The organism is Bradyrhizobium sp. UFLA05-153, assembly GCF_054185185.1.
Genome location: NZ_JBBIAM010000007.1, coordinates 1 through 18398, shown reverse-complemented (window position 1 = coordinate 18398; position 18398 = coordinate 1). Strand labels below are relative to the sequence as shown.

Here is an 18398-nt window from a genome sequence, read left to right as displayed (position 1 = left end):
GTTCGCCATGGTCAAGGGGCGTGGAGCAAGGAAAGCCGGCGGCGTAACGCCGCCGCAACAGGGCGCGGGCTCACGCCCGCTGCACGAAACTGTCCACGACCTTCTTCTCGCCGGCCTTGTCGAAGGCGATGGTCAGCTTGTTGCCGTCGATCTTGGCGACACGGCCGTAGCCGAATTTCTGGTGGAAGACGCGGTCGCCAATCGAGAATTCGGACGTCGTGCCGGTCGATTTGGCCACCAGCTCGCCTTCGATCGTCATCGGGCCGCGACGGCGCGACGAAAAACTGCCGCCGAAATCGGGCGCTGTGGAAAACGGCGAGGGCTCCTCCTCGAAGCCACCGCGTCCGCCGCCGTTGCGGCCACCCTGGCCACGGTTGCGATTCGCCTGGGCGCGCTGCCAGCCCGGCGTCGAATAGCTGGAGCCGAAGGCTTCCATGTCGTCGAAGCGCGAGGCGCCGTAGCCGCCGGTGCCGCCCCAGGCGGAGCCGCCCTTGGATTCCGTGATCTCGACATTGGCCGCCGGCAATTCGTCGAGGAAGCGCGAGGGGATCGTGGTCGACCAGGTGCCGTGAATCCGGCGGTTGGTCGCAAAATAGAGTTTTGCGCGGCGGCGGGCGCGGGTCAGGCCGACATGGCCGAGCCGGCGCTCTTCCTCGAGGCCGGCGCGGCCCTGTTCGTCCAGCGTGCGCTGGCTCGGGAACAGGCCTTCCTCCCAGCCCGGCAGGAATACGTTGTCGAACTCGAGCCCCTTGGCCGAATGCAGCGTCATCAGCGACACCGCATCTTCCTCGGCACCGCCGTCGCGATCCATCACCAGCGAGATGTGCTCGAGGAACCCTTGCAGGTTCTCGAACTCCTCCATCGAGCGCACGAGCTCCTTGAGGTTTTCGAGTCGGCCCGCGGCGTCCGCCGAGCGGTCCTTCTGCCACATCTCGGTATAGCCGCTCTCGTCGAGCACGATCTGGGCCAGATCGGTATGCGAGGTCACCTCGCGCTGGGCGCGCCAGCGGTCGAATTGCGTGACGAGGTCGCGCAAGGAGCCGCGCGCCTTCGGCTTCAATTCGTCGGTCTCGACCACGGCGCGCGCCGCCTCGAACAGCGGAATGCGGCGCTTGCGGGCATGATCGTGCAGCATCTGCACGGTGGCATCGCCAAGCCCGCGCTTGGGCGTGTTGACGATGCGCTCGAAGGCGAGATCGTCGGCGGGCGAGTTGATGACGCGCAAATAGGCGAGCGCATCGCGGATTTCGGCGCGCTCATAGAAGCGCGGGCCGCCGATCACGCGATAGGGAAGGCCGAGCGTGACGAAACGATCTTCGAACTCGCGCATCTGGTAGGATGCGCGGACCAGGATCGCGATCTCGTTGAGCCGCTCGCCCTGGCGCTGGAGTTGCTCGATCTCCTCGCCTATGCCGCGGGCTTCCTCTTCCGAATCCCAGGCGCCGGTGACCGTGACCTTCTCGCCGTCCTCGTCCTCGGTGCGCAGCGTCTTGCCGAGCCGGCCTTCATTATGCGCGATCAGATGCGAGGCGGCGGCGAGGATGTGGCCGGTCGAGCGGTAGTTGCGCTCCAGCCGGATGACCTTGGCGCCGGGAAAATCGTGCTCGAAGCGCAGGATGTTGTCGACCTCCGCGCCACGCCAGCCATAGATCGACTGGTCGTCGTCGCCGACGCAGCAGATGTTCTTGGTCTTCTCCCTCTCCCCGTCCTTCACGGGGAGAGGGCTGGGGTGAGGGGCTGCCTCCAAGAGCTCGGTGCTTGGAGAGTCCCCCTCACCCGGATCGCTGCGCGATCCGACCTCTCCCCGCAAGCGGGGAGAGGTGAAAGAAGAGGGCGCCTGCGACAACAGCCGCAGCCACAGATACTGCGCGACGTTGGTGTCCTGATATTCGTCGACCAGGATGTATTTGAAGCGCTGCTGGTACTGCCGCAGGATATCCGGGTGCTCGCGGAAGATGCGGATGTTCTCCAGCAGCAGATCGCCGAAATCGGCGGCGTTCAGGATCTTCAGCCGCTCCTGGTAGCTCGCATAGAGCTTGCCGCCCTTGCCGTTGGCGAACATCGCGGCTTCACCTGACGGCACCTGCGTTGGGCCGAGCCCGCGGTTCTTCCAGCCGTCGATCAGACCGGCCAGCATGCGCGCCGGCCAGCGCTTGTCGTCGATGTTTTCGGCTTGCAGGAGCTGCTTCAACAGCCGCACCTGATCGTCGACATCGAGCACGGTGAAATTCGACTTGAGCTGCGCGAGCTCGGCGTGCGTCCGCAGAATCCGGCCGCCGATCGAGTGGAAGGTGCCGAGCCACGGCATGCCCTCGACCGCCTGCCCAAGCATCTGGCCGAGCCGGTGCTTCATCTCGCGCGCGGCCTTGTTTGTGAAGGTCACCGACAGGATCTCGCCGGGGCGCGCGCGGCCCTGGCTCAGGATATGGGCGATGCGTGTGGTGAGCACGCGCGTCTTGCCGGTGCCGGCGCCGGCGAGCACCAGTACGGGGCCGTCCAGCGTCTCCACGGCGTCGCGCTGCTCGGGATTGAGGCCGGCCAGATACTTCGGGCCCACGGAGGCGCGGGCGCGCGCGGCAATGCCGCCGGCCGCGGGCTGATGGTCGGGGACGCTGTGAGAGGTAATTTTGCTCGGCTCGGTCATGCGAATCAGTGGCCCCACGATGGCACCGCGGGGTGGCGGAGGGGAGCCTTCATAACAGGGATTAACCCCTATATGGGGCGGCGGCGAGGGGTTTTCCACGTACGCCGAAGGCCGATTTGTTCCTGCCCTCTCAGCGAATTTCCGCCCCGCTCAGCCAGGAACCATCGTTTCGAGCTCGAGATTGTCTGTGCAAACGAGGCGTGGCGCGAGGCCGCGCCGATCGTCCGCAGACAATCGAGACGGAGGTTTTGACCATGCTTGGCTGGGTTGTGACGTTTCTGGTTATCGCACTGATCGCCGGTATCCTGGGCTTCGGTGGCATCGCCGGCGCTTCGATCGAAATCGCCAAGGTCATCTTCTTCATCGCGGTCGTATTGTTCCTGATCTCGGCCGTGGTCGGATTGGCCCGCGGCCGCACCAGGGTTTAGCGTGACAAGCCCCTCATGGTGAGGAGCGCGAAGCGCGTCTCGAACCATGAGGCCCCACCGTGGCTTGCATCCTTCGAGACGCCAGCTTCGGGGGCTCCTCAGGACGAGGTGTTACAGCGGTCTAAGTCGCTAGCGCTTCGAGGGCATCGCGACGTTCCTCCCGATGCCCTCGGGTCGCGGCGCCGCGCTGTGGTCCTTGACCACGGACGCGATGTTCTCGCGAATGTCGGCCGGGAAGGGCGCCACTTTCCGCAAGGCCATGTCCATGTGCAGCGACATGTTTTCGGAGGTTGCCGACAGCCAGCCCTCGGTTGCGTGACGAAGCTCCTCGAAAGTGTGCAGCCGCTTGTCGTCGGCTTCCAGCAGCCACACCGAGATCTGCACGGGATCGCCGAGATGGATCTCGCGCAGATAGCGCACATGGCACTCGGCGGTGAAGGTCGAGCCGTGGCGCTCCTTCATATAGGTCGGCCCGATCCCGAGCTTCAGCCAGAGTTGGTCGATCGCCCGATCGAACATCACGTTGTAATAGGCCATGTTCAGATGGCCGTTATAGTCGATCCATTGCGGCTCGATCTGCATGATCGAAGAACGGAACGGCTGGGACGTGAGCGTGGCATCTCCCGGGGCAGCACTCTGCATCATCTTCCTTCCCGCCGTGTTCCTTTCCGACATGCGTCGGGTCCCTTGACTTGACCCGCCATATGTCCTTTGCCACGGTCCTCTGTCGGGAGGAATGTCCGTGGGTATGACCATCACCAATAATCCGCCGCGGCCTGAGCCGAAAGCCCTCGCGAGTGCGCTCGAAGCGCTCACCGCGCGCTTCGGCAATCGCTTGATCACCTCGCAGGCCGTGCGCGAGCAGCACGGCCACACCACGACCTGGCTCGCCAACCAGCCGCCGGATGGCGTGGTGATGGCGCAGGAGACCAAAGACATCCAGGACGTGGTGCGGATCTGCGCTGGGAGCGGCGTGCCCGTGATCGCGTTCGGCACCGGCACCTCGCTCGAGGGCCAGGTCAATGCACCCGCGGGCGGCATCTGCATCGACCTGCGCGACATGAACAAGGTGCTCGCGGTGCATGCCGAGGACCTCGACTGCGTGATCGAGCCCGGCGTGACGCGCAAGGCGCTGAACGAGCATCTGCGCGACCAGGGCCTGTTCTTCCCGATCGATCCCGGCGCCGATGCCTCGCTCGGCGGTATGGCATCGACACGCGCCTCGGGCACGAACGCGGTACGCTACGGCACCATCCGCGAGAGCGTGCTTGCGCTGAAGGTCGTGCGCGGCGACGGCGAGATCATCACGACCGGCACGCGCGCGAAGAAGTCGTCGGCCGGTTACGATCTGACGCATCTCTTCATCGGCGCCGAAGGCACGCTCGGCATCATCTCGGAGCTCACCATCCGCCTGCGCGGCATCCCCGAGATGATCGCGGCCGGCGCCGTCTCCTTCGAGACAGTGCATGGCGCCTGCCAGGCAGTGATCCTCGCGATTCAGACCGGCATTCCCGTTGCGCGCATCGAGCTCCTCAACGCTGCTCAGGTGAAGGCCTGCAATGCCTATTCGAAGCTGACTCTGCCGGAGACGCCGCTGCTGCTGCTCGAATTCCACGGCAGCGAGATCGAGGTGGCCGAGCAGTCGAAAGCCTTCGCCGAGATCGCCAAAGACTGCGGCGGCGGCGATTTCTCCTGGACCACCAAGCCCGAGGATCGCACCAAGCTGTGGCAGGCGCGGCACGATGCCTATTGGTCGGTCAAGGCGCTGCGGCCCGGCGCCGGCGTGGTCGCAACCGACGTCTGCGTGCCGATCTCGCGCCTTGCGGATTGCGTCACCGAGACCGAGGAGGATTTGAAGCGTCTCAACCTGCTGTCGCCGATCGTCGGCCATGTCGGTGACGGCAATTTCCACTGTTCGCTGCTCTGCGACGTCGACAATGCCGACGAGATGGCGCGCGGCGAGGAGTTCATGCATCGCCTGGTCGAGCGCGCGCAGGCGATGGGCGGCACCTGCACTGGCGAGCACGGTATCGGCCAGGGCAAGCAGAAATATCTCCAGGCCGAGCTCGGCCCTGAAGCGCTCGATGCGATGCGGGCGCTGAAGAAGGCGCTCGACCCGCAAAACATCTTCAATCCCGGCAAGATCGTGCCGGCGGGCTAGCGCCGCCGGCCTCGGCGCGGGAACTTTCGGCAAGTGCGCCGGTTCCAATTCCCGACACGTTCCGATGCCTCAATGGCGCGGTACTCTCGGGAGGATGCGATGTTGCGACCGGTCATTGGAATTGCCGCGATGGTGCTTGCCTGCATGCTGGCGGGTGCGGCTCTGGCCAAGGGCGGCGGCGGTGGCCATGGTGGTGGTCATGGTGGTGGTCATGGCGGTGGTCATGGCGGCGGGCACGGTGGTGGACGTCACGGCGGTGGGCATGGCGGTGGCCATCATGGTGGCGGCCATTTTGGCGGTCACGGCTTCGGTCATGTGCACGGCGGCGGACATCATGGCGGAATGCGCTTCGCAACCGGTGCCCGACATGGCGGTCGGAACTTCGGTCAGATCCGCAATGCGGCTGTGCGCCCTGCGGGCTTCCGCAATGCGCTGAACGTCCACTCCAGTGCCTTCCGCAATGGCCGGCTGATCAGCAATCCGGCGGCGCGGGCCCAGATTGCGGCCGCGGCCGCACTCGCCGGCTGGCACGGCGCAAGCAGCGGGTGGTGGCAGCATCCCGGCGGCTTCTATGGCTGGGTGGGACCGCTGTTCTGGCCGTTCGCCTATAACGACCTCTACGATTATACGATCTGGGGCGATGGTCTCGGCTTCTGGGGTTATGGCTACCCGGATATCTATGCCGGCATCTTCGGCCCCTACGGCTATGACGGCCTTGCAACCTATCTGCCGCAACGCTCGTATGGACGACGGCGGGCGCGCGGCGTTGGGCTCGATCAGCTCTGCGGCAGCGACCGCCGCGAGATCGTCGGTCTGCCGATCGACCAGATCGCGGATGCGGTGCAGCCGACGGACGCGCAAGGCGCCGATCTCGATGCTCTCGGCAATGCCTCGATCCAGGCGGCCGAGTTGATCCGCGCGTCCTGTCCAACGCAGGTCGCGGCGACGGCGCCCGGCCGGCTCGCGGCCATGCAGCAGCGCGTCGAGGCGATGGCGAAGGCCGTCGGGCTGGTGCAACCGGCGCTCGACAGATTCTACGGCTCGCTCACCGACGAGCAGAAGGCGCGCTTCAATGCGCTGGCCGAGGAGCAGCGCCGCGCGCCTGCGTCCAGCAATGCCAATGCATCGCTGGTGCAGAATTGCGGTACGCCTGTTGGGCTCGATTGGCCGGGCGCCGAAATCGAAGCACGGCTTCATCCCGACGACACCCAGCGCGCCGCGCTGCAAGTGCTCCAGGATACCAGCGCCAAGGTCAGCGCGTCGCTCAAGGCGGCCTGCCAGCCCAGTGACGTGATGACGCCGCCGGCGCGCATGGCTGCGATCCGCAAGCGGCTCGACGTCATGCTCGACGGCGTCAAGTCGGTGCGCGACGCGCTCGAGGATTTCTATGCCACGCTCAATGACGAGCAGAAGGCGCAATTCGAGGCGATCGGTCCGCGCCGGACGTCCTGAGCGCGTCGCAAGCCAAAGGCTTGACGGGAAAAACTGCCTCGCCGAGCGCGACGGGGTTCTTTATGCTGCGCAGAGCTGAAGCTCGACAATGCGGTGGCTGGAAGACCACGGGTGGCGGGGCGATGAAGTGGTTCGCAAGGCGAAAGCCGTCCGACGTCTGGGATGAGCCGATCCAGTGGCCGATCGGCGACATCGAGGCCGCCGATCGCATCCGCAACATCTGCCAGTCCGCATCCGCGAGCGCAGAACTGGTTGGCGGTTCTGCCGACCACGGCCGAAAATCGCTGGAGAAACAGCGCAAGCTCGAAAGCGAGCGCTATGAGCGCGCGGCGCGCGCTGCGATGGAAATCGCGATGAAGATCTCGGACGATCTGATGCGCGACGACGCCGTCCGCCGCATCGTCGATCTCTGCATGAAGGCGGGCGACATCAAGACGGCGCAGATCCTCTATCGCGCGATCCAGGCGAGCTGGGTTCGGGAGGCCACGCAAAAGGATTACCCCGCGCTCGGCCAGTGAGGCCCTTATTTGGCGAGCGTGACGACGGCCTCGTGTACGCTGTGAAAGACGTGGTTTCTCGGCAGGACGTCAAACAGCGCAAAGCGTTCGAACGCGTTCTGCGCCCGCACCGATTCCAGCCGCGCCACGGCGACGGTGACGTCCTGTTCACGGCATGCCCTGAAGACGTCCAGCAGGACCTGGGCCGCGGTGAAGTCGATCTCGACCATGCCGCTCGCTTCCAGCACCATCAGCTTCGGCGTCGCGGTCTTCAGCAGATTGGCGACGTCGTTGCGGAATCCGGGCGCGTTGAGGAACGACAGCGGCGCCTGCAATCCGATCACGGCGACGCCGGGAAGACGCTCGCCCGCGATGTGCGGATGTGCCGGCCACCAGATCGTGGTGCCGGGCACGCGATCGAACTCGACGAGTTTGGCGCGCGTCGTGCTCCAGATTCCGTGCAGGAGCGACAGCACGATGCCGAGGAAGGCGCCCTGCTGGATCGGCAGCACGATGATCAGCGCGGCAGTAGCAAGGATTAGCAGGAACTCGCTGAAGGACTGGCGATAGATCGTGGCGATCTGCTTCACGCGGATGATCCGCAGCGCCACGAACAGCAGGATGCCGCCGAGCGCCGCGTCGGGCACGTGTTTCAACAGCCCGGTGCCGAAGGCGAGCAGCGCCAGCACGATCACGGCTGCGGCGAGCCCCGACAGTTGCGACTGCCCGCCGGTCTCGACCACGATGCCCGTGCGCGGCGGGCTGGCGTTCACCGGAAACGCGCCGAATACGCCCGCAAGCAGGCTGCCGGCGCCGGCGCCGAGAAAATCGCGGTCGACGTCGGCGGGCTTGTCGGGATCGGAGGGAAACGATCGCGTCGTTGCCGCGGTCTGAACCATCACGACGACGGTGATCACGAAGGCCAGCGGAACGAGGCGCACCCACGCCTCGGGTGCAAGCTCCGGCAAGGTCGGCATCGGCAGCGTGCCGGGGACAGTGCCGACCACCTTCACGCCCTTGGCTTCGAGCCCGGCCCCGATCACCGCCAGCGTCGCCCCGACAAGTCCGATCAGCGCGCCCGGAATCTTGGCGCTGATCATCTCGGCGATGAAGACGACGGCGAGCACGCCGAAGCCGATAAAGATCGTGGAGGGATTGGACCGGCCGAGTTCGCGCGCCAGCGTGCCGATGCGATCGAGCGTCGGTCCGCTTGGCGCCTCCACGCCGAGCACGCCCGGCAGTTGCGAGACGATGATGTGGACGGAGATGCCGGCGAGGAATCCGACCATCACCGGCACCGACAGAAGGTTGGCGATGCCGCCAAGGCGGAAGATGCCGCTCGCGACCAGCATCGCGCCGACCATCAGCGCGAGCGCGATCGCAAGCGATTGATATTCCGGCGAGCCGGTCGCGGCGGCCGCCGCAAGGCCGCCGGCGAAGATCGGCGTGATCGTGGAATCGGCGCCGCAGGACAGGAAGCGGTTGCTGCCGAGCAGCGCGAAGCCGAGCGAGCCCGCCATGAAGGCGAAGAAGCCGATCTGCGGCGCGAACCCGCCGAGCCGCGATGTCGCCATCTGCTCGGGGATGGCGATCGCCGCCAGCGTCAGGCCCGCCATCAGGTCTGCCGGCAACGAATAGGACGCAAGCGACCGGAACAGCGGCCATGCATGTTTGGTGTGTGCGTCTTGCGGCATCGAGGTCCTCGGAAAGTCCGTGTTGCTCGATCAGACTATAGCATTTCCGGAACGGGGAGCGGCCGATGGCGTGGCTTCGCGGCCATCAACAGAAAAGTCGGGGTGATAGTTGGTGCTCGGCGGCTTCTCAGTCGTCATTGCGAGGAGCTCTTGCGACGAAGCAATCCCGAACTTTCCACAGAGGCAGCCTGGATTGCTTCGCTTCGCTCGCAATGACGGAGGGCGCACCTGTCCTCCGCATCGTGCGAGGTGGGCTCAGTATCTGCCGCGATTGTATTCGCCGCCGCTGCGGCCGCCGCCCATACCCATGCCCATGCCAATTCCGACACCAATGCCGATGCCTTGCATGACGGCGCCGGGCGGCGGCCCGCGATCAGGGGGCGGGGCGCGCTCGTAGACCACTTCGTCGGGTGGCGGCCGGCGCGGTTTTGGCGGCGTGTCGACGACCTTCCTCTTTGGCGGCGTGTCGTCGACGCGCTTCTTGATGATCGGGGCGACCGTCGGATTGATCGGCGTCGCTGGTGTGGACGGCGTCGAGCACGGGCAGGTCGGTGCCATCGCGACGGCGACCGGTACTGCGGCGGCCGCAGCCGTCGGCCCGTAGTTGCGGTTCTGCACGCGGAGCAGCAGCCTGCGCGCGGTTGCCGCAAGGTCGCTGCTGCCCCAGTTCGTGAGATAGGTCTCGTATGAGGCGCGGGTGTTGATCGCGACCGCTAGCTCCCAGGCCAGCATCTGGCGCCGACGCTCCAGGATCGTGCGCAGGCGCGGCGTTGCGGGGGCCTGCGCGAACAGCTCGACATAGGCCTGATACGCGGGCACGGAGTCGTCCGCGATCACAAGATCATAGGCGACCTTGGGCTCCTTGCCGCGCAGCTCCTGGCGCCAGTCCTCGACGGTGCGGCTCGCGCTGGCCAGCGCCGGCGAACCCGCGCCGGGAACGGAAAGCTGCTGCCCGCTGCTGTCGCCGAAGAACTTGAAGTCGGCCGTCAGCGACGAGCTTTCCCACGGGATCTGCCGGCCGTCCGTCGACTGGGCGACGGCGACGCGGATGCGTTTGAAGACTTCCTCGATCGGCAGATTCGGCTGCTTGGCGATCGTCAGCGCCGCCGTGGTGTAGGGACTGTCGATGCCGGCGCCGTCCTCGGCTTCCGCGCCGGGCGAGGTCGAGTAGGAAATGAAGGAGCCCGGCGCGCCGGCCTTGGTGTCGACGATCGCAAGCCCGTGGCCGGCGCCATTGAGCGCCGGGAACGGATTGTTGCGGCAGGCATCGAGCATGAAGATGCGCGCGCGCGTCGGCAGTGCGCCGAGCGTGTTGAGCAGGTCGTTCAGCCGCACGCCCTGCAAGGGAATGTCCGCCTCGCGCTTCGGATCGAGATCGACCGGCACCAGATAGTTCTCGCCGTCGATCTGCAAGCCGTGGCCGGCATAGAACACCAATGCGACGGTGTCGGCGCCGCTGGCGCTGACCTTGCCGGCGAAATCGCTGATCGCCTGACGCATCTCGTTCTGCGCCAGGTTGGGTGCGGTGGTGACGTTGAAGCCGGCATTGCCGAGCAGCTCCGTCATGCCCTTGGCATCGTTGGCGGCGTTGGGCAGTTCGGGCACTGTGCGATAGGCGGACTGGCCGATCACGAGCGCGAGCCGTGTTTCGGCGGAGGCGTCCGTCGGTGCGATGAGCTGCGAAAGAACGAGAAGGCTGGATGCAAGAAGCAAATTGCAAAGGGCTGGACGGCGCATGGTGTCACCTCCATCGGCGATGCGCGCGAGGGTGACAGCTCTTCTAGCCGCGCGCCGTGACGGCGTCTGTGCGCTAGCTCACTTTGGGATGTGCGGCAAAATGGGTCAGAACAGGCCACGATCCCAGGGCGGGTCCGGCGAAAAGCGCGCCGCCAGGAAATCGATGAAGGCGCGGACCTTCGCCGGCGGCCGCCGATCCGGCAGATAGACCGCATGCACCGCCGACGACCGGACCTCCGGCTGGTCGAGCGGAAGCGCCACCAGGGTCCCGGCGCGCAGATCATCGGCGACGATGAAGGTCGGCTGCCGCGCGATGCCAAGGCCAGCGAGGCTCGCGGCACGCAGCGCATCACCATTGTTGGCGCGGAGGTTGCCGTTGACCTGGACGCGGATCTCGCCGTCCGCGCCGAACAGCCATTCCGCGGCGCTCGCCTGCTGCGACAGCGTGTAGCCGAGGCAGTTGTGGGCGGCGAGGTCGGCGACCTTGCGCGGAGTGCCGTATTTGGCGAGATAGGCCGGCGCAGCGCAGACTACTAGGCGGTTCGGTGCCAGCCGCCGCGCCACCATGCTGGAGTCGCGCAAGCGTCCGATGCGGATCGCAAGGTCCCAGCCTTCCTCGGCCAGGTCGACCAGCCGGTCGTTGAGGCCGAGCTCGGTCGTGACCTTCGGATAGCGCTCGGCAAAATCGCCGAGCAGCGGCGCGATCTGTCGTGTGCCGAACACCACCGGCACGTTGACGCGGAGCAGCCCGCGTGGCTCGACCCGTTCGGCGGCGGCCGCGGCGTCGGCGGTCTCCATGTCGGCGAGGATTCGCTCGGAGGATTCGAGATAGCTGCGCCCGGCCTCGGTGATGGACAGCCGGCGCGTGGTGCGATGGAACAGCTTGATGCCGAGGCGGCTTTCAAGCGACGCAACGTGCTTGGTGACCATGGTCTGCGACAGGCCCATTGCGCGCGCGGCGCCAGACAGGCTGCCGACCGCCGCCACCTTGGCGAAGACTTCCAGGCTGGTCAGGCGGTCGAGCAATGATCTCACTCTATGGGTGTGAACTATTTTTCCAGAATAGCAGATTATCACCGAATTGAGAATAGATCATAAGGTGGGCCATCAAAGGAGACCGCTATGATCGATTCCCGTACCGCGCCCTATGCGGCGCTGGTGTTGCGCGTGACGCTGGGTGCGCTGTTTCTCGCCCATGCCAGCTTGAAGTTGTTCGTCTTTACCCCGGCCGGGACTGCAAAGTTCTTCGGCAGCCTCGGCTTTCCGCCCGAGCTAGCCTATCTCGTGATGACGGTTGAGGTGCTGAGCGGCGTCGCCCTGATCCTCGGCGTGTGGACCCGCTACGCTGCGCTCGCCGGCATTCCGATCTTGCTCGGCGCCATCTTCACCGTGCACGGCGGCGCCGGCTTCTTCTTCACCAATCCAAAGGGCGGCTGGGAATTCCCCGCCTTCTGGGCCATCGCACTGCTTGCGCAGGCGCTGCTCGGCGACGGCGCCTATGCGCTTCGCCCCTCGCGCCAGAGCGATGCGATCGGCCAGTTGAGCGGCGCGCATTCGCGCTGAGATCGTTCGCGAGGACTGATTGAGAGACAGGGCTGCGGGACCACATCCCGCAGCCTTTTCTCGTTCCGTTGCGCCAACGGCGAGAGCCGAGAGCAATCAATATGACTTCTGCATCGATCCATACCTGAATTGGATCGATCGGTCTTGGGCTGGCCGAGCGCCGCACCATCCATCGCGCATCGCGCCGGCCTGCTGGAAACAGCTGCAAAGATAGGCCAATCGCGCGTCTCGTCGCCAAAACATCCGCGCCTGCCGCCCTCCGGGTCGCCACGTGCCGCTACCCTTGCCTGTCTCGTCGCTTTGGCCCTACAGTCGATCAAACGGCTGCGGCAACGACTGCGGCACAAAATAAAAAAGACTTGGGGAGAAGAGCACAATGACGTCAGTGCCAGTGAGCCGTCGCGCGTTCATCAAATCCTCGACGGCGATAACCGCCGGCCTCGTATTCTCGCCCGCTATCATCGGCCGCGCGGAAGCCGCGACATTGAAGCTGAAATGCTCCTCATCGCTGCCGAACGATCCCAAATATGCCAACGGCCGCGTCTACTACGACAATCTGGTCAAGCAGCTGAAGGCCAACGGGCTCGGTGAGCAGGTCGAGGTCGCTTTCTTCCCCGACAACCAGCTGGGCCAGGAAATCGACGTCATCAATTCGGTGAAGCTCGGCGTCATCGACCTGATGGTGTCGGGCTCGTCGATCTCGGCCAATCTGGTGCCGCTCGTCGGCACCTTCGACCTCGGCTATCTCTTTGCGAGCTTCCCGCAGCAGACCAAGGCGTTCGATGCCGGCGCCGCCAAGCCGATCGAGGATGCGCTGCTCAAGGGCGCAAACATCCGCATCATCGCCTGGGCCTATAATTTCGGCTCGCGCAGCGTGCTGGCGAAGAAGCCGGTGAAAACGCCCGAGGACCTCGCGGGCCTCAAGATCAGGACGCTGCCAAATCCCGTCATCACGGAATGCCTACGGTTGATGGGCGCAGCGGCGACGCCGCTGGCGTTCGGCGAAATCTACACTGCGCTGCAGGCCGGCGTGCTCGACGGGCTCGAGCACGACCCGCCGACCATTCTCGCCAGCAAGTTCTTCGAGACGGCAAAGTTCTATGCGCTGACGCAGCACAACTTCTCGCCGCTCGCGATCTACTTCAGCGACATGACCTACAACCGCATGGATCCGAAGCTGCGCGACGGCTTTCTCGATGCTGCGAAGAAGGCCGCGGCCGACACGCGTGCGCACGGCCTTGCGGTTGAGAAGGAGGCGCTGGCGGCTCTGACCGAGAAGGGCGTGACGGTTGCCGAATGCGACCGCGAGGCGTTCAGGAAGCGCGTCATGCCGCAGACCGATAACTTCATCAAGGCGCGGCCTGAATCCAAGCCCGTCATCGACATGATCCGCGCGACCCAGGCCTGAGATGACGATGACCGCCGCCGCGTCCCTCTCAGGCGGCCGCCGCGGGAGCATCACCCTTTTGCTGCGCCTGAGCGACGCAATCGCGGCCATCCTGCTGGCCGCCGACCTCGTGGTGGTCTGCGTTTCGGTGCTGCTGCGCTTCCTCTTCAACGCGCCGGTCGAATGGTCCGACGACGTCGCGCGCGGTCTGATGGTCGGATCGGCCTTTTTTGGTGCGGCGAGCGCGCTTGCGCGCGGCGAGAATGTCGGCGTGTCCTTCTTCCGCGACATGCTGACTCCACGGCTGCGGGCGCTGGTCGATGCCGCGAGCGCGCTGCTGATCGTGCTGATCTCGGCCTACGTCGCCTACAACGCGATCAAGCTGGGGACCCTGACCACGGGCCAGACCACAGGATCCGGGCTGCCGCTGGAGCTGACGTTCTACCCGATGGGCGTCGGCGCGCTGTTCATGACGGTGTTTGCGATCGATCAGCTCTGCGCAAGGCCGCTTTCCGACATCGCCAGGGGCCTCGTTGCGATCATCGTGGTCACCGGTCTCTATCTCGCCTGGGACGCGCTGCTGCCCGCGTCGGTGCCGTCATCAGGCACGCTGATGCTGATCGGCTTCTTCGTCACGCTGTTCGGCGGACTGCCGATCGGCTTTGCACTGGCGCTGGCGGCGTTGATCTTCATCTGGGTGGAGGGCGCGCTGCCCGGCGTCATCTTCGCCCAGCAGATGGCGCGCGGCATCGACAATTTCGTACTGCTCGCGATCCCGTTCTTCATCCTGGTCGGCTACCTCATGGAAGCCAACGGCATGTCGGTGCGCCTGATCGAGCTGTTGCAGCGCGCGGTCGGCCGCATGCGCGGCGGCCTCAACGTCGTGATGGTCACCTCGATGGTGCTGTTCTCCGGCATCTCCGGCTCGAAGATGGCCGATGTCGCCGCCGTCGGCTCGGTGCTGATCCCGGCGGCGCGCCGCTCCCGGCAGAATCCGGGCAGCGCCGTGGCATTGCTCGCGGCCTCCGCAGTGATGGCGGAAACCATTCCACCCTGCATCAACCTGATCATTCTCGGCTTCGTCGCGAACCTCTCGATCGGCGGGTTGTTCATGGCGGGCCTGCTGCCGGCGGCCTTGATGGCGCTGGTGCTGATCGCCGTGTCCATCATCTTCGGCAAGCCGCCGGCGGCGACCGAGGAGGCGGAGCCGCAAGTCCCGGTGTCCGGCCTGTGGAGCGGTGCGATCGCATCCTTCGGCCTGATCTTCATGATCTTTGCGGGCTTCAAAACCGGCTTTGCCACCGCGACCGAGATCTCCGCCTTCGCCGCGGCCTATGCCATCCTGGTCGGCAGCCTCGTGTTCCGCGAGCTCACGCTGAAAGCCGCCGCCCACAGCTTCGTGCAGGCGGCGACGCGCGCGGGGCTCGTGCTGTTCATCGTCGCGGCCGCGCAGTCGCTGGCGTTCACGCTGACCCTGCAGCAGGTGCCGCACGCGGTCGGCGACTTCATGCTGGGCCTGTCGAAGACCTCCGGCGTCTGGCTATTCATGCTGCTCGCGATCCTCGTGCTGATCGTGATGGGCTCGGTGCTGGAGGGCGCGGCCGCGCTGATCATCTTCGGGCCGCTGCTCCTGCCCGTCGCGGTGCAGCTCGGCATCGATCCCCTGCATTTCGGCGTGGTGCTGGTGATCGCGATGGGCATCGGCCTGTTCGCACCGCCGCTCGGGCTTGGGCTTTACGGAGCCTGCCTGATCGGCAATGTGCCGATCGAGCGGACTGTGAAGCCGATCATGGGGTATCTCGGGCTGTTGATGCTCTGCCTGCTCGTGATTGCCTTCGTGCCGTCGATCTCGACCGCGTTGCCGCGCGCATTCGGCTACTAGAGGGAGTTCTTGCCGTGAAGGTTCTGTTGGCCCACACGCCGGAGATGCGCAGGAATTATTACGGCGAGCGCAGCCTGAGAGGCTTGCAAGCGCTGGCCGAGGTGATGCTGCATGAGGGCGACCAGCCGCTCGATGCCGCCGGCCTCGTCCGCGCCGCGGCCGAAGCCGACATCATCGTCGCCGACCGCATGACCGAAGGCCGCGGCGAGATCTTTGGGCAACTGCCGCGCCTCTCCGCCTTCGTCCGCTGCGCCGTCGATATCCGCAACGTCAGTGTCGAGGCCGCCTCGGAAGTTGGCGTGCTGGTGACGCGCGCCGGCCCCGGCTTCGTCCAGGCGGTGGCCGAGCTTGCGCTTGGCTTCATGGTCGACCTGTCGCGCGGCGTGTCGCGAACTACGGCGGATTACCAGGCGGGCCGCAAGCCGGTGGCGCGGATGGGGCGCCAGCTCGCCGGCAGCAGCCTCGGCATCATCGGCTTTGGCAGCATCGGACGCTATCTTGCCGAGGTCGCAAAGGTGCTGCGCATGGAGGTGCTGGTCGCCGATCCCTTCGTGACGATCGAAGATGCCGCAATCAGGCACGTCCCGCTCGACGAACTCCTGGCGGCATCCGACTATGTCGTCTGTCTCGCCATCGCCAATGAGCAGACGGAGAATCTGATCGGCACGGCGGCGCTGGCGCGCATGCAAAGGCACGCCGTCTTCATCAACCTCTCGCGTGGCAATCTCGTCGATGAGGCGGCGCTTGCAGCGGCGCTACGCGAGAGGTGCATCGCCGGTGCCGCGATGGACGTCGGCCGCGCGCCGGACCAGATGCCGTCGCCGGAGCTGGCGCATCTTCCCAACGTCATCGCCACGCCGCATGTCGGCGGTCTGACGCCGCAGGCGATCGAATATCAGTCGCTGGAAACAGTGCGTCAGGTCGAGGCGATCATCAAGGGCGAGGTCCCGCCGGGCGCCGTCAATGCCGAACGCTGGACGCGCCGTCCGTGAAGAGCGCTTGAACCGGGGCATGTGTTCATAAAGGCCCGGACGTCAGCTCTCTGGCGGTCAGGCGGAAATCCTTCGATCAGTCATGGCGTTAACGCTCCTGCGCCGGATTAGACGCGACCTGCGCCGTGATCATTCCTGCAATTGAACCAACACCAAATCCGGGCTCATGACCGCACCTAGCCTGTAACCCTGCCGATTGACGCGCAACACGGCCTGGTCATCAAACCGGTTACTTGGTGAACGGATTTTTGAATGCAGTTCTTTCTTTATGAAATCGTCGCTCGCATCGTCGCAATCTATCTTTGCGTCGATTGCTTCCGCACAGTGCGGTCTGGCCTTGTCGAGAGAAAGATCACGGCTTGCCCGCATAGTACTGGTATTCTGGACATGATTGTAGACAGTCTTGCAGGCTTGTCGAAGCGGGTTGTTCATAGAGATACCGCTCCGGTCCAGTACTGGCTGGAAATGGGCCTGCAGACATTCGGCCTGCTTGGATGCGCCGGCGTTGCAATGTTCGGCTGGTTTCACCCAAACACCTGAGCATCCGCGGATGGCCCTGAGCCGAACAGCGCAATAGCCACCGCCATGTCGGCGGTCTGCGGGAAACCGGACGCCACACGATCGTTAGGCCGACCGCTCCTGTTGACCCGGAGCGGACGCGCCCGGCTTTCACCGAACGCGCTCCATGCCTCCAACTTCGATCGACCACACGTTGATTTAGCTCAATGGGCCATTTCAGCCCTGTTCGACGGTTGCAACATGAAATCGACCGATGGTCCACGTCCGGATGAAAAGGAGCTGCCGTTGAAACCGATGCGAACCGAGGAGGCCCTGCGGATCATCGAGGAGTACGCAAACGAATTGCGGGCAATCATCAAGAAGCTTCGCGATCGCCTCAACTAATTGCCCACTCGCCGGGGAGGTCCCCAACTCGCGCTACTAAACGATTGGGCCTCAGTTGTCGCATTGTCCCTTGGTACAATGATCCAACGGACGGGCATGGAATACGCTTGCCGGATTTACGATTCAACCATTGCGGGAGGTGCGCCACTACTCTGTTGGGATGTTCTGCGAAAAGTTCGATTGATTTGGGAGGTGGATTTGTTTGTTCGCATCACCACGGAGTCTCGTTCTAACACACTCAGCGATCTTGGCCTGACGAGCAGTTCAAACCCGATCGTGAGCCTAAATGAGTTCACTTACAAAAAGGGAAGCGAGATCTACGGTGAAAAGGAGCCTGCCGAGTACGTCTATCAGGTTAGAAGTGGAGCAGTGCGAACTTACAAGATGCTTCCTGATGGTCGGCGTCAAATCGGTGCCTTTCACTTGGCGGGCGATATTTTCGGACTGGTGAACGGCGATGCCCATCGATTTACTGCAGAGGCAATTGTCGAAACCACTCTGCGCCTCATAAAGCGGAAAAGCCTTGAGACGGCGGCCGATAGCGACGCGGTCGTGACCCGTAACCTGCTTAGTGTGACTACCACCAACCTTCAGCACGCGGAAAATCATATGCTTCTTCTGGGGCGCAAAGACGCCTTGGAAAGAGTTGCCGCGTTTTTGGGTGAAATGGATAAGCGGCTCAGTGCTGCTGGCGTCGTGACACTCCCGATGACCCGCCGAGATATTGCCGACTACCTTGGCTTGACGCTCGAAACTGTATCTCGCTCAATATCTCGACTACACCGTGCAGAAGTCCTCAGCTTTGTTGGTAGTCAGCGCGAGATCACGATCCTCAACCGAAAAAAGCTGCTTGCGTTGGATCTGCAAGGATAGTTCGTAAACTTCCGCTTGTGGCCCATCAGCGAAGTGCCGGCACGCCGCGTAGAGGTCCGGACAGCAGGGTATAGCGGACTAGATTTGCTCACGTTGAGTTCTTCATTTTGACCCGGAACGGAGTGCGCCAGGAAAGCTGGCAAAGAATAGGAGGTGAAAGTCCCCCATGGGGTAAGGACTAGCCA

At 64.7% G+C, this 18398-nt stretch carries 17 protein-coding genes; 10 read left to right on the top strand and 7 right to left on the bottom strand.

Annotation, left to right across the window (positions count from 1 at the left end; genetic code table 11):
- Positions 1 to 70: 70 nt before the first annotated feature.
- A complete protein-coding gene (locus tag Q2941_RS06630; RefSeq protein WP_458191984.1) occupies positions 71 to 2644 on the bottom strand; it encodes an ATP-dependent helicase in 2574 nt (857 codons plus the stop codon).
- A 254-nt stretch (positions 2645 to 2898) separates the two neighbouring features.
- On the opposite strand from Q2941_RS06630, the gene Q2941_RS06625 reads away from it, so the two are divergent.
- Positions 2899 to 3072 (top strand): DUF1328 domain-containing protein, encoded by a 174-nt coding sequence (locus tag Q2941_RS06625; RefSeq protein WP_027522311.1) that lies wholly within the window; start codon positions 2899 to 2901, stop codon positions 3070 to 3072.
- A 129-nt stretch (positions 3073 to 3201) separates the two neighbouring features.
- Here the strand turns inward: Q2941_RS06625 and Q2941_RS06620 are convergent, their stop codons facing one another.
- Positions 3202 to 3717 (bottom strand): thioesterase family protein, encoded by a 516-nt coding sequence (locus Q2941_RS06620; RefSeq protein WP_027522310.1) that lies wholly within the window; start codon positions 3715 to 3717, stop codon positions 3202 to 3204.
- Between the two features lie 97 nt (positions 3718 to 3814).
- Here Q2941_RS06620 and Q2941_RS06615 point away from each other — a divergent pair, with 97 nt between their 5' ends.
- Positions 3815 to 5233 (top strand): FAD-binding oxidoreductase, encoded by a 1419-nt coding sequence (locus Q2941_RS06615; RefSeq protein ID WP_027522309.1) that lies wholly within the window; start codon positions 3815 to 3817, stop codon positions 5231 to 5233.
- A 69-nt stretch (positions 5234 to 5302) separates the two neighbouring features.
- Here Q2941_RS06615 and Q2941_RS06610 read toward each other — a convergent pair whose 3' ends face one another.
- Positions 5303 to 5569 (bottom strand): hypothetical protein, encoded by a 267-nt coding sequence (locus tag Q2941_RS06610; protein WP_458191983.1) that lies wholly within the window; start codon positions 5567 to 5569, stop codon positions 5303 to 5305.
- A gap of 6 nt (positions 5570 to 5575) precedes the next feature.
- On the opposite strand from Q2941_RS06610, the gene Q2941_RS06605 reads away from it, so the two are divergent.
- Together Q2941_RS06605 and Q2941_RS06600 are read left to right on the top strand one after the other, a co-directional pair.
- Complete coding sequence (locus Q2941_RS06605; protein WP_254111198.1) at positions 5576 to 6685, top strand: Spy/CpxP family protein refolding chaperone; 1110 nt, start codon at positions 5576 to 5578, stop codon at positions 6683 to 6685.
- Positions 6686 to 6807: 122 nt separating this feature from the next.
- Positions 6808 to 7203, top strand: coding sequence for a hypothetical protein (locus tag Q2941_RS06600; protein ID WP_027522307.1), 396 nt, complete (start codon positions 6808 to 6810; stop codon positions 7201 to 7203).
- Positions 7204 to 7208: 5 nt separating this feature from the next.
- Here Q2941_RS06600 and Q2941_RS06595 read toward each other — a convergent pair whose 3' ends face one another.
- The 3 genes from Q2941_RS06595 to Q2941_RS06585 all read right to left on the bottom strand — a co-directional run bounded on the left by Q2941_RS06595 (position 7209) and on the right by Q2941_RS06585 (position 11639).
- Entirely contained in the window at positions 7209 to 8876 is a 1668-nt protein-coding gene (locus Q2941_RS06595; RefSeq protein WP_027522306.1) for a SulP family inorganic anion transporter, read from the bottom strand.
- Positions 8877 to 9131: 255 nt separating this feature from the next.
- Positions 9132 to 10613: a caspase family protein gene (locus Q2941_RS06590; protein WP_027522305.1), complete on the bottom strand. Its 1482-nt coding sequence runs from the start codon at positions 10611 to 10613 to the stop codon at positions 9132 to 9134.
- Positions 10614 to 10718: 105 nt separating this feature from the next.
- The gene (locus tag Q2941_RS06585) at positions 10719 to 11639 is read right to left on the bottom strand and encodes a LysR family transcriptional regulator (protein ID WP_458191982.1); all 921 of its coding nucleotides are present in this window, start codon (positions 11637 to 11639) and stop codon (positions 10719 to 10721) included.
- A 96-nt stretch (positions 11640 to 11735) separates the two neighbouring features.
- Here Q2941_RS06585 and Q2941_RS06580 point away from each other — a divergent pair, with 96 nt between their 5' ends.
- The 4 genes from Q2941_RS06580 (at position 11736) to Q2941_RS06565 (ending at position 16437) form a co-directional block, all read left to right on the top strand.
- Entirely contained in the window at positions 11736 to 12176 is a 441-nt protein-coding gene (locus Q2941_RS06580; RefSeq protein ID WP_027522303.1) for a DoxX family protein, read from the top strand.
- 376 nt (positions 12177 to 12552) lie between these two features.
- Positions 12553 to 13584: a TRAP transporter substrate-binding protein gene (locus tag Q2941_RS06575; protein ID WP_458191981.1), complete on the top strand. Its 1032-nt coding sequence runs from the start codon at positions 12553 to 12555 to the stop codon at positions 13582 to 13584.
- Positions 13585 to 13591: 7 nt separating this feature from the next.
- Positions 13592 to 15445, top strand: coding sequence for a TRAP transporter large permease (locus Q2941_RS06570; RefSeq protein WP_458191980.1), 1854 nt, complete (start codon positions 13592 to 13594; stop codon positions 15443 to 15445).
- Positions 15446 to 15459: 14 nt separating this feature from the next.
- Positions 15460 to 16437 carry a hydroxyacid dehydrogenase gene (locus tag Q2941_RS06565; protein ID WP_458191979.1) on the top strand — a complete coding sequence of 326 codons (978 nt, stop codon included), beginning with the start codon at positions 15460 to 15462 and terminating at the stop codon, positions 16435 to 16437.
- A 129-nt stretch (positions 16438 to 16566) separates the two neighbouring features.
- On the opposite strand, the gene Q2941_RS06560 is transcribed toward Q2941_RS06565, so the two are convergent.
- Positions 16567 to 16965, bottom strand: a complete 399-nt coding sequence (locus tag Q2941_RS06560; protein WP_458191978.1) for a hypothetical protein — start codon at positions 16963 to 16965, stop codon at positions 16567 to 16569.
- A 114-nt stretch (positions 16966 to 17079) separates the two neighbouring features.
- Between Q2941_RS06560 and Q2941_RS06555 the strand changes: the two genes are divergently transcribed.
- Complete coding sequence (locus Q2941_RS06555; RefSeq protein WP_156944207.1) at positions 17080 to 17340, top strand: hypothetical protein; 261 nt, start codon at positions 17080 to 17082, stop codon at positions 17338 to 17340.
- 198 nt (positions 17341 to 17538) lie between these two features.
- Complete coding sequence (locus tag Q2941_RS06550; protein WP_458191977.1) at positions 17539 to 18213, top strand: helix-turn-helix domain-containing protein; 675 nt, start codon at positions 17539 to 17541, stop codon at positions 18211 to 18213.
- Positions 18214 to 18398: the final 185 nt, after the last annotated feature.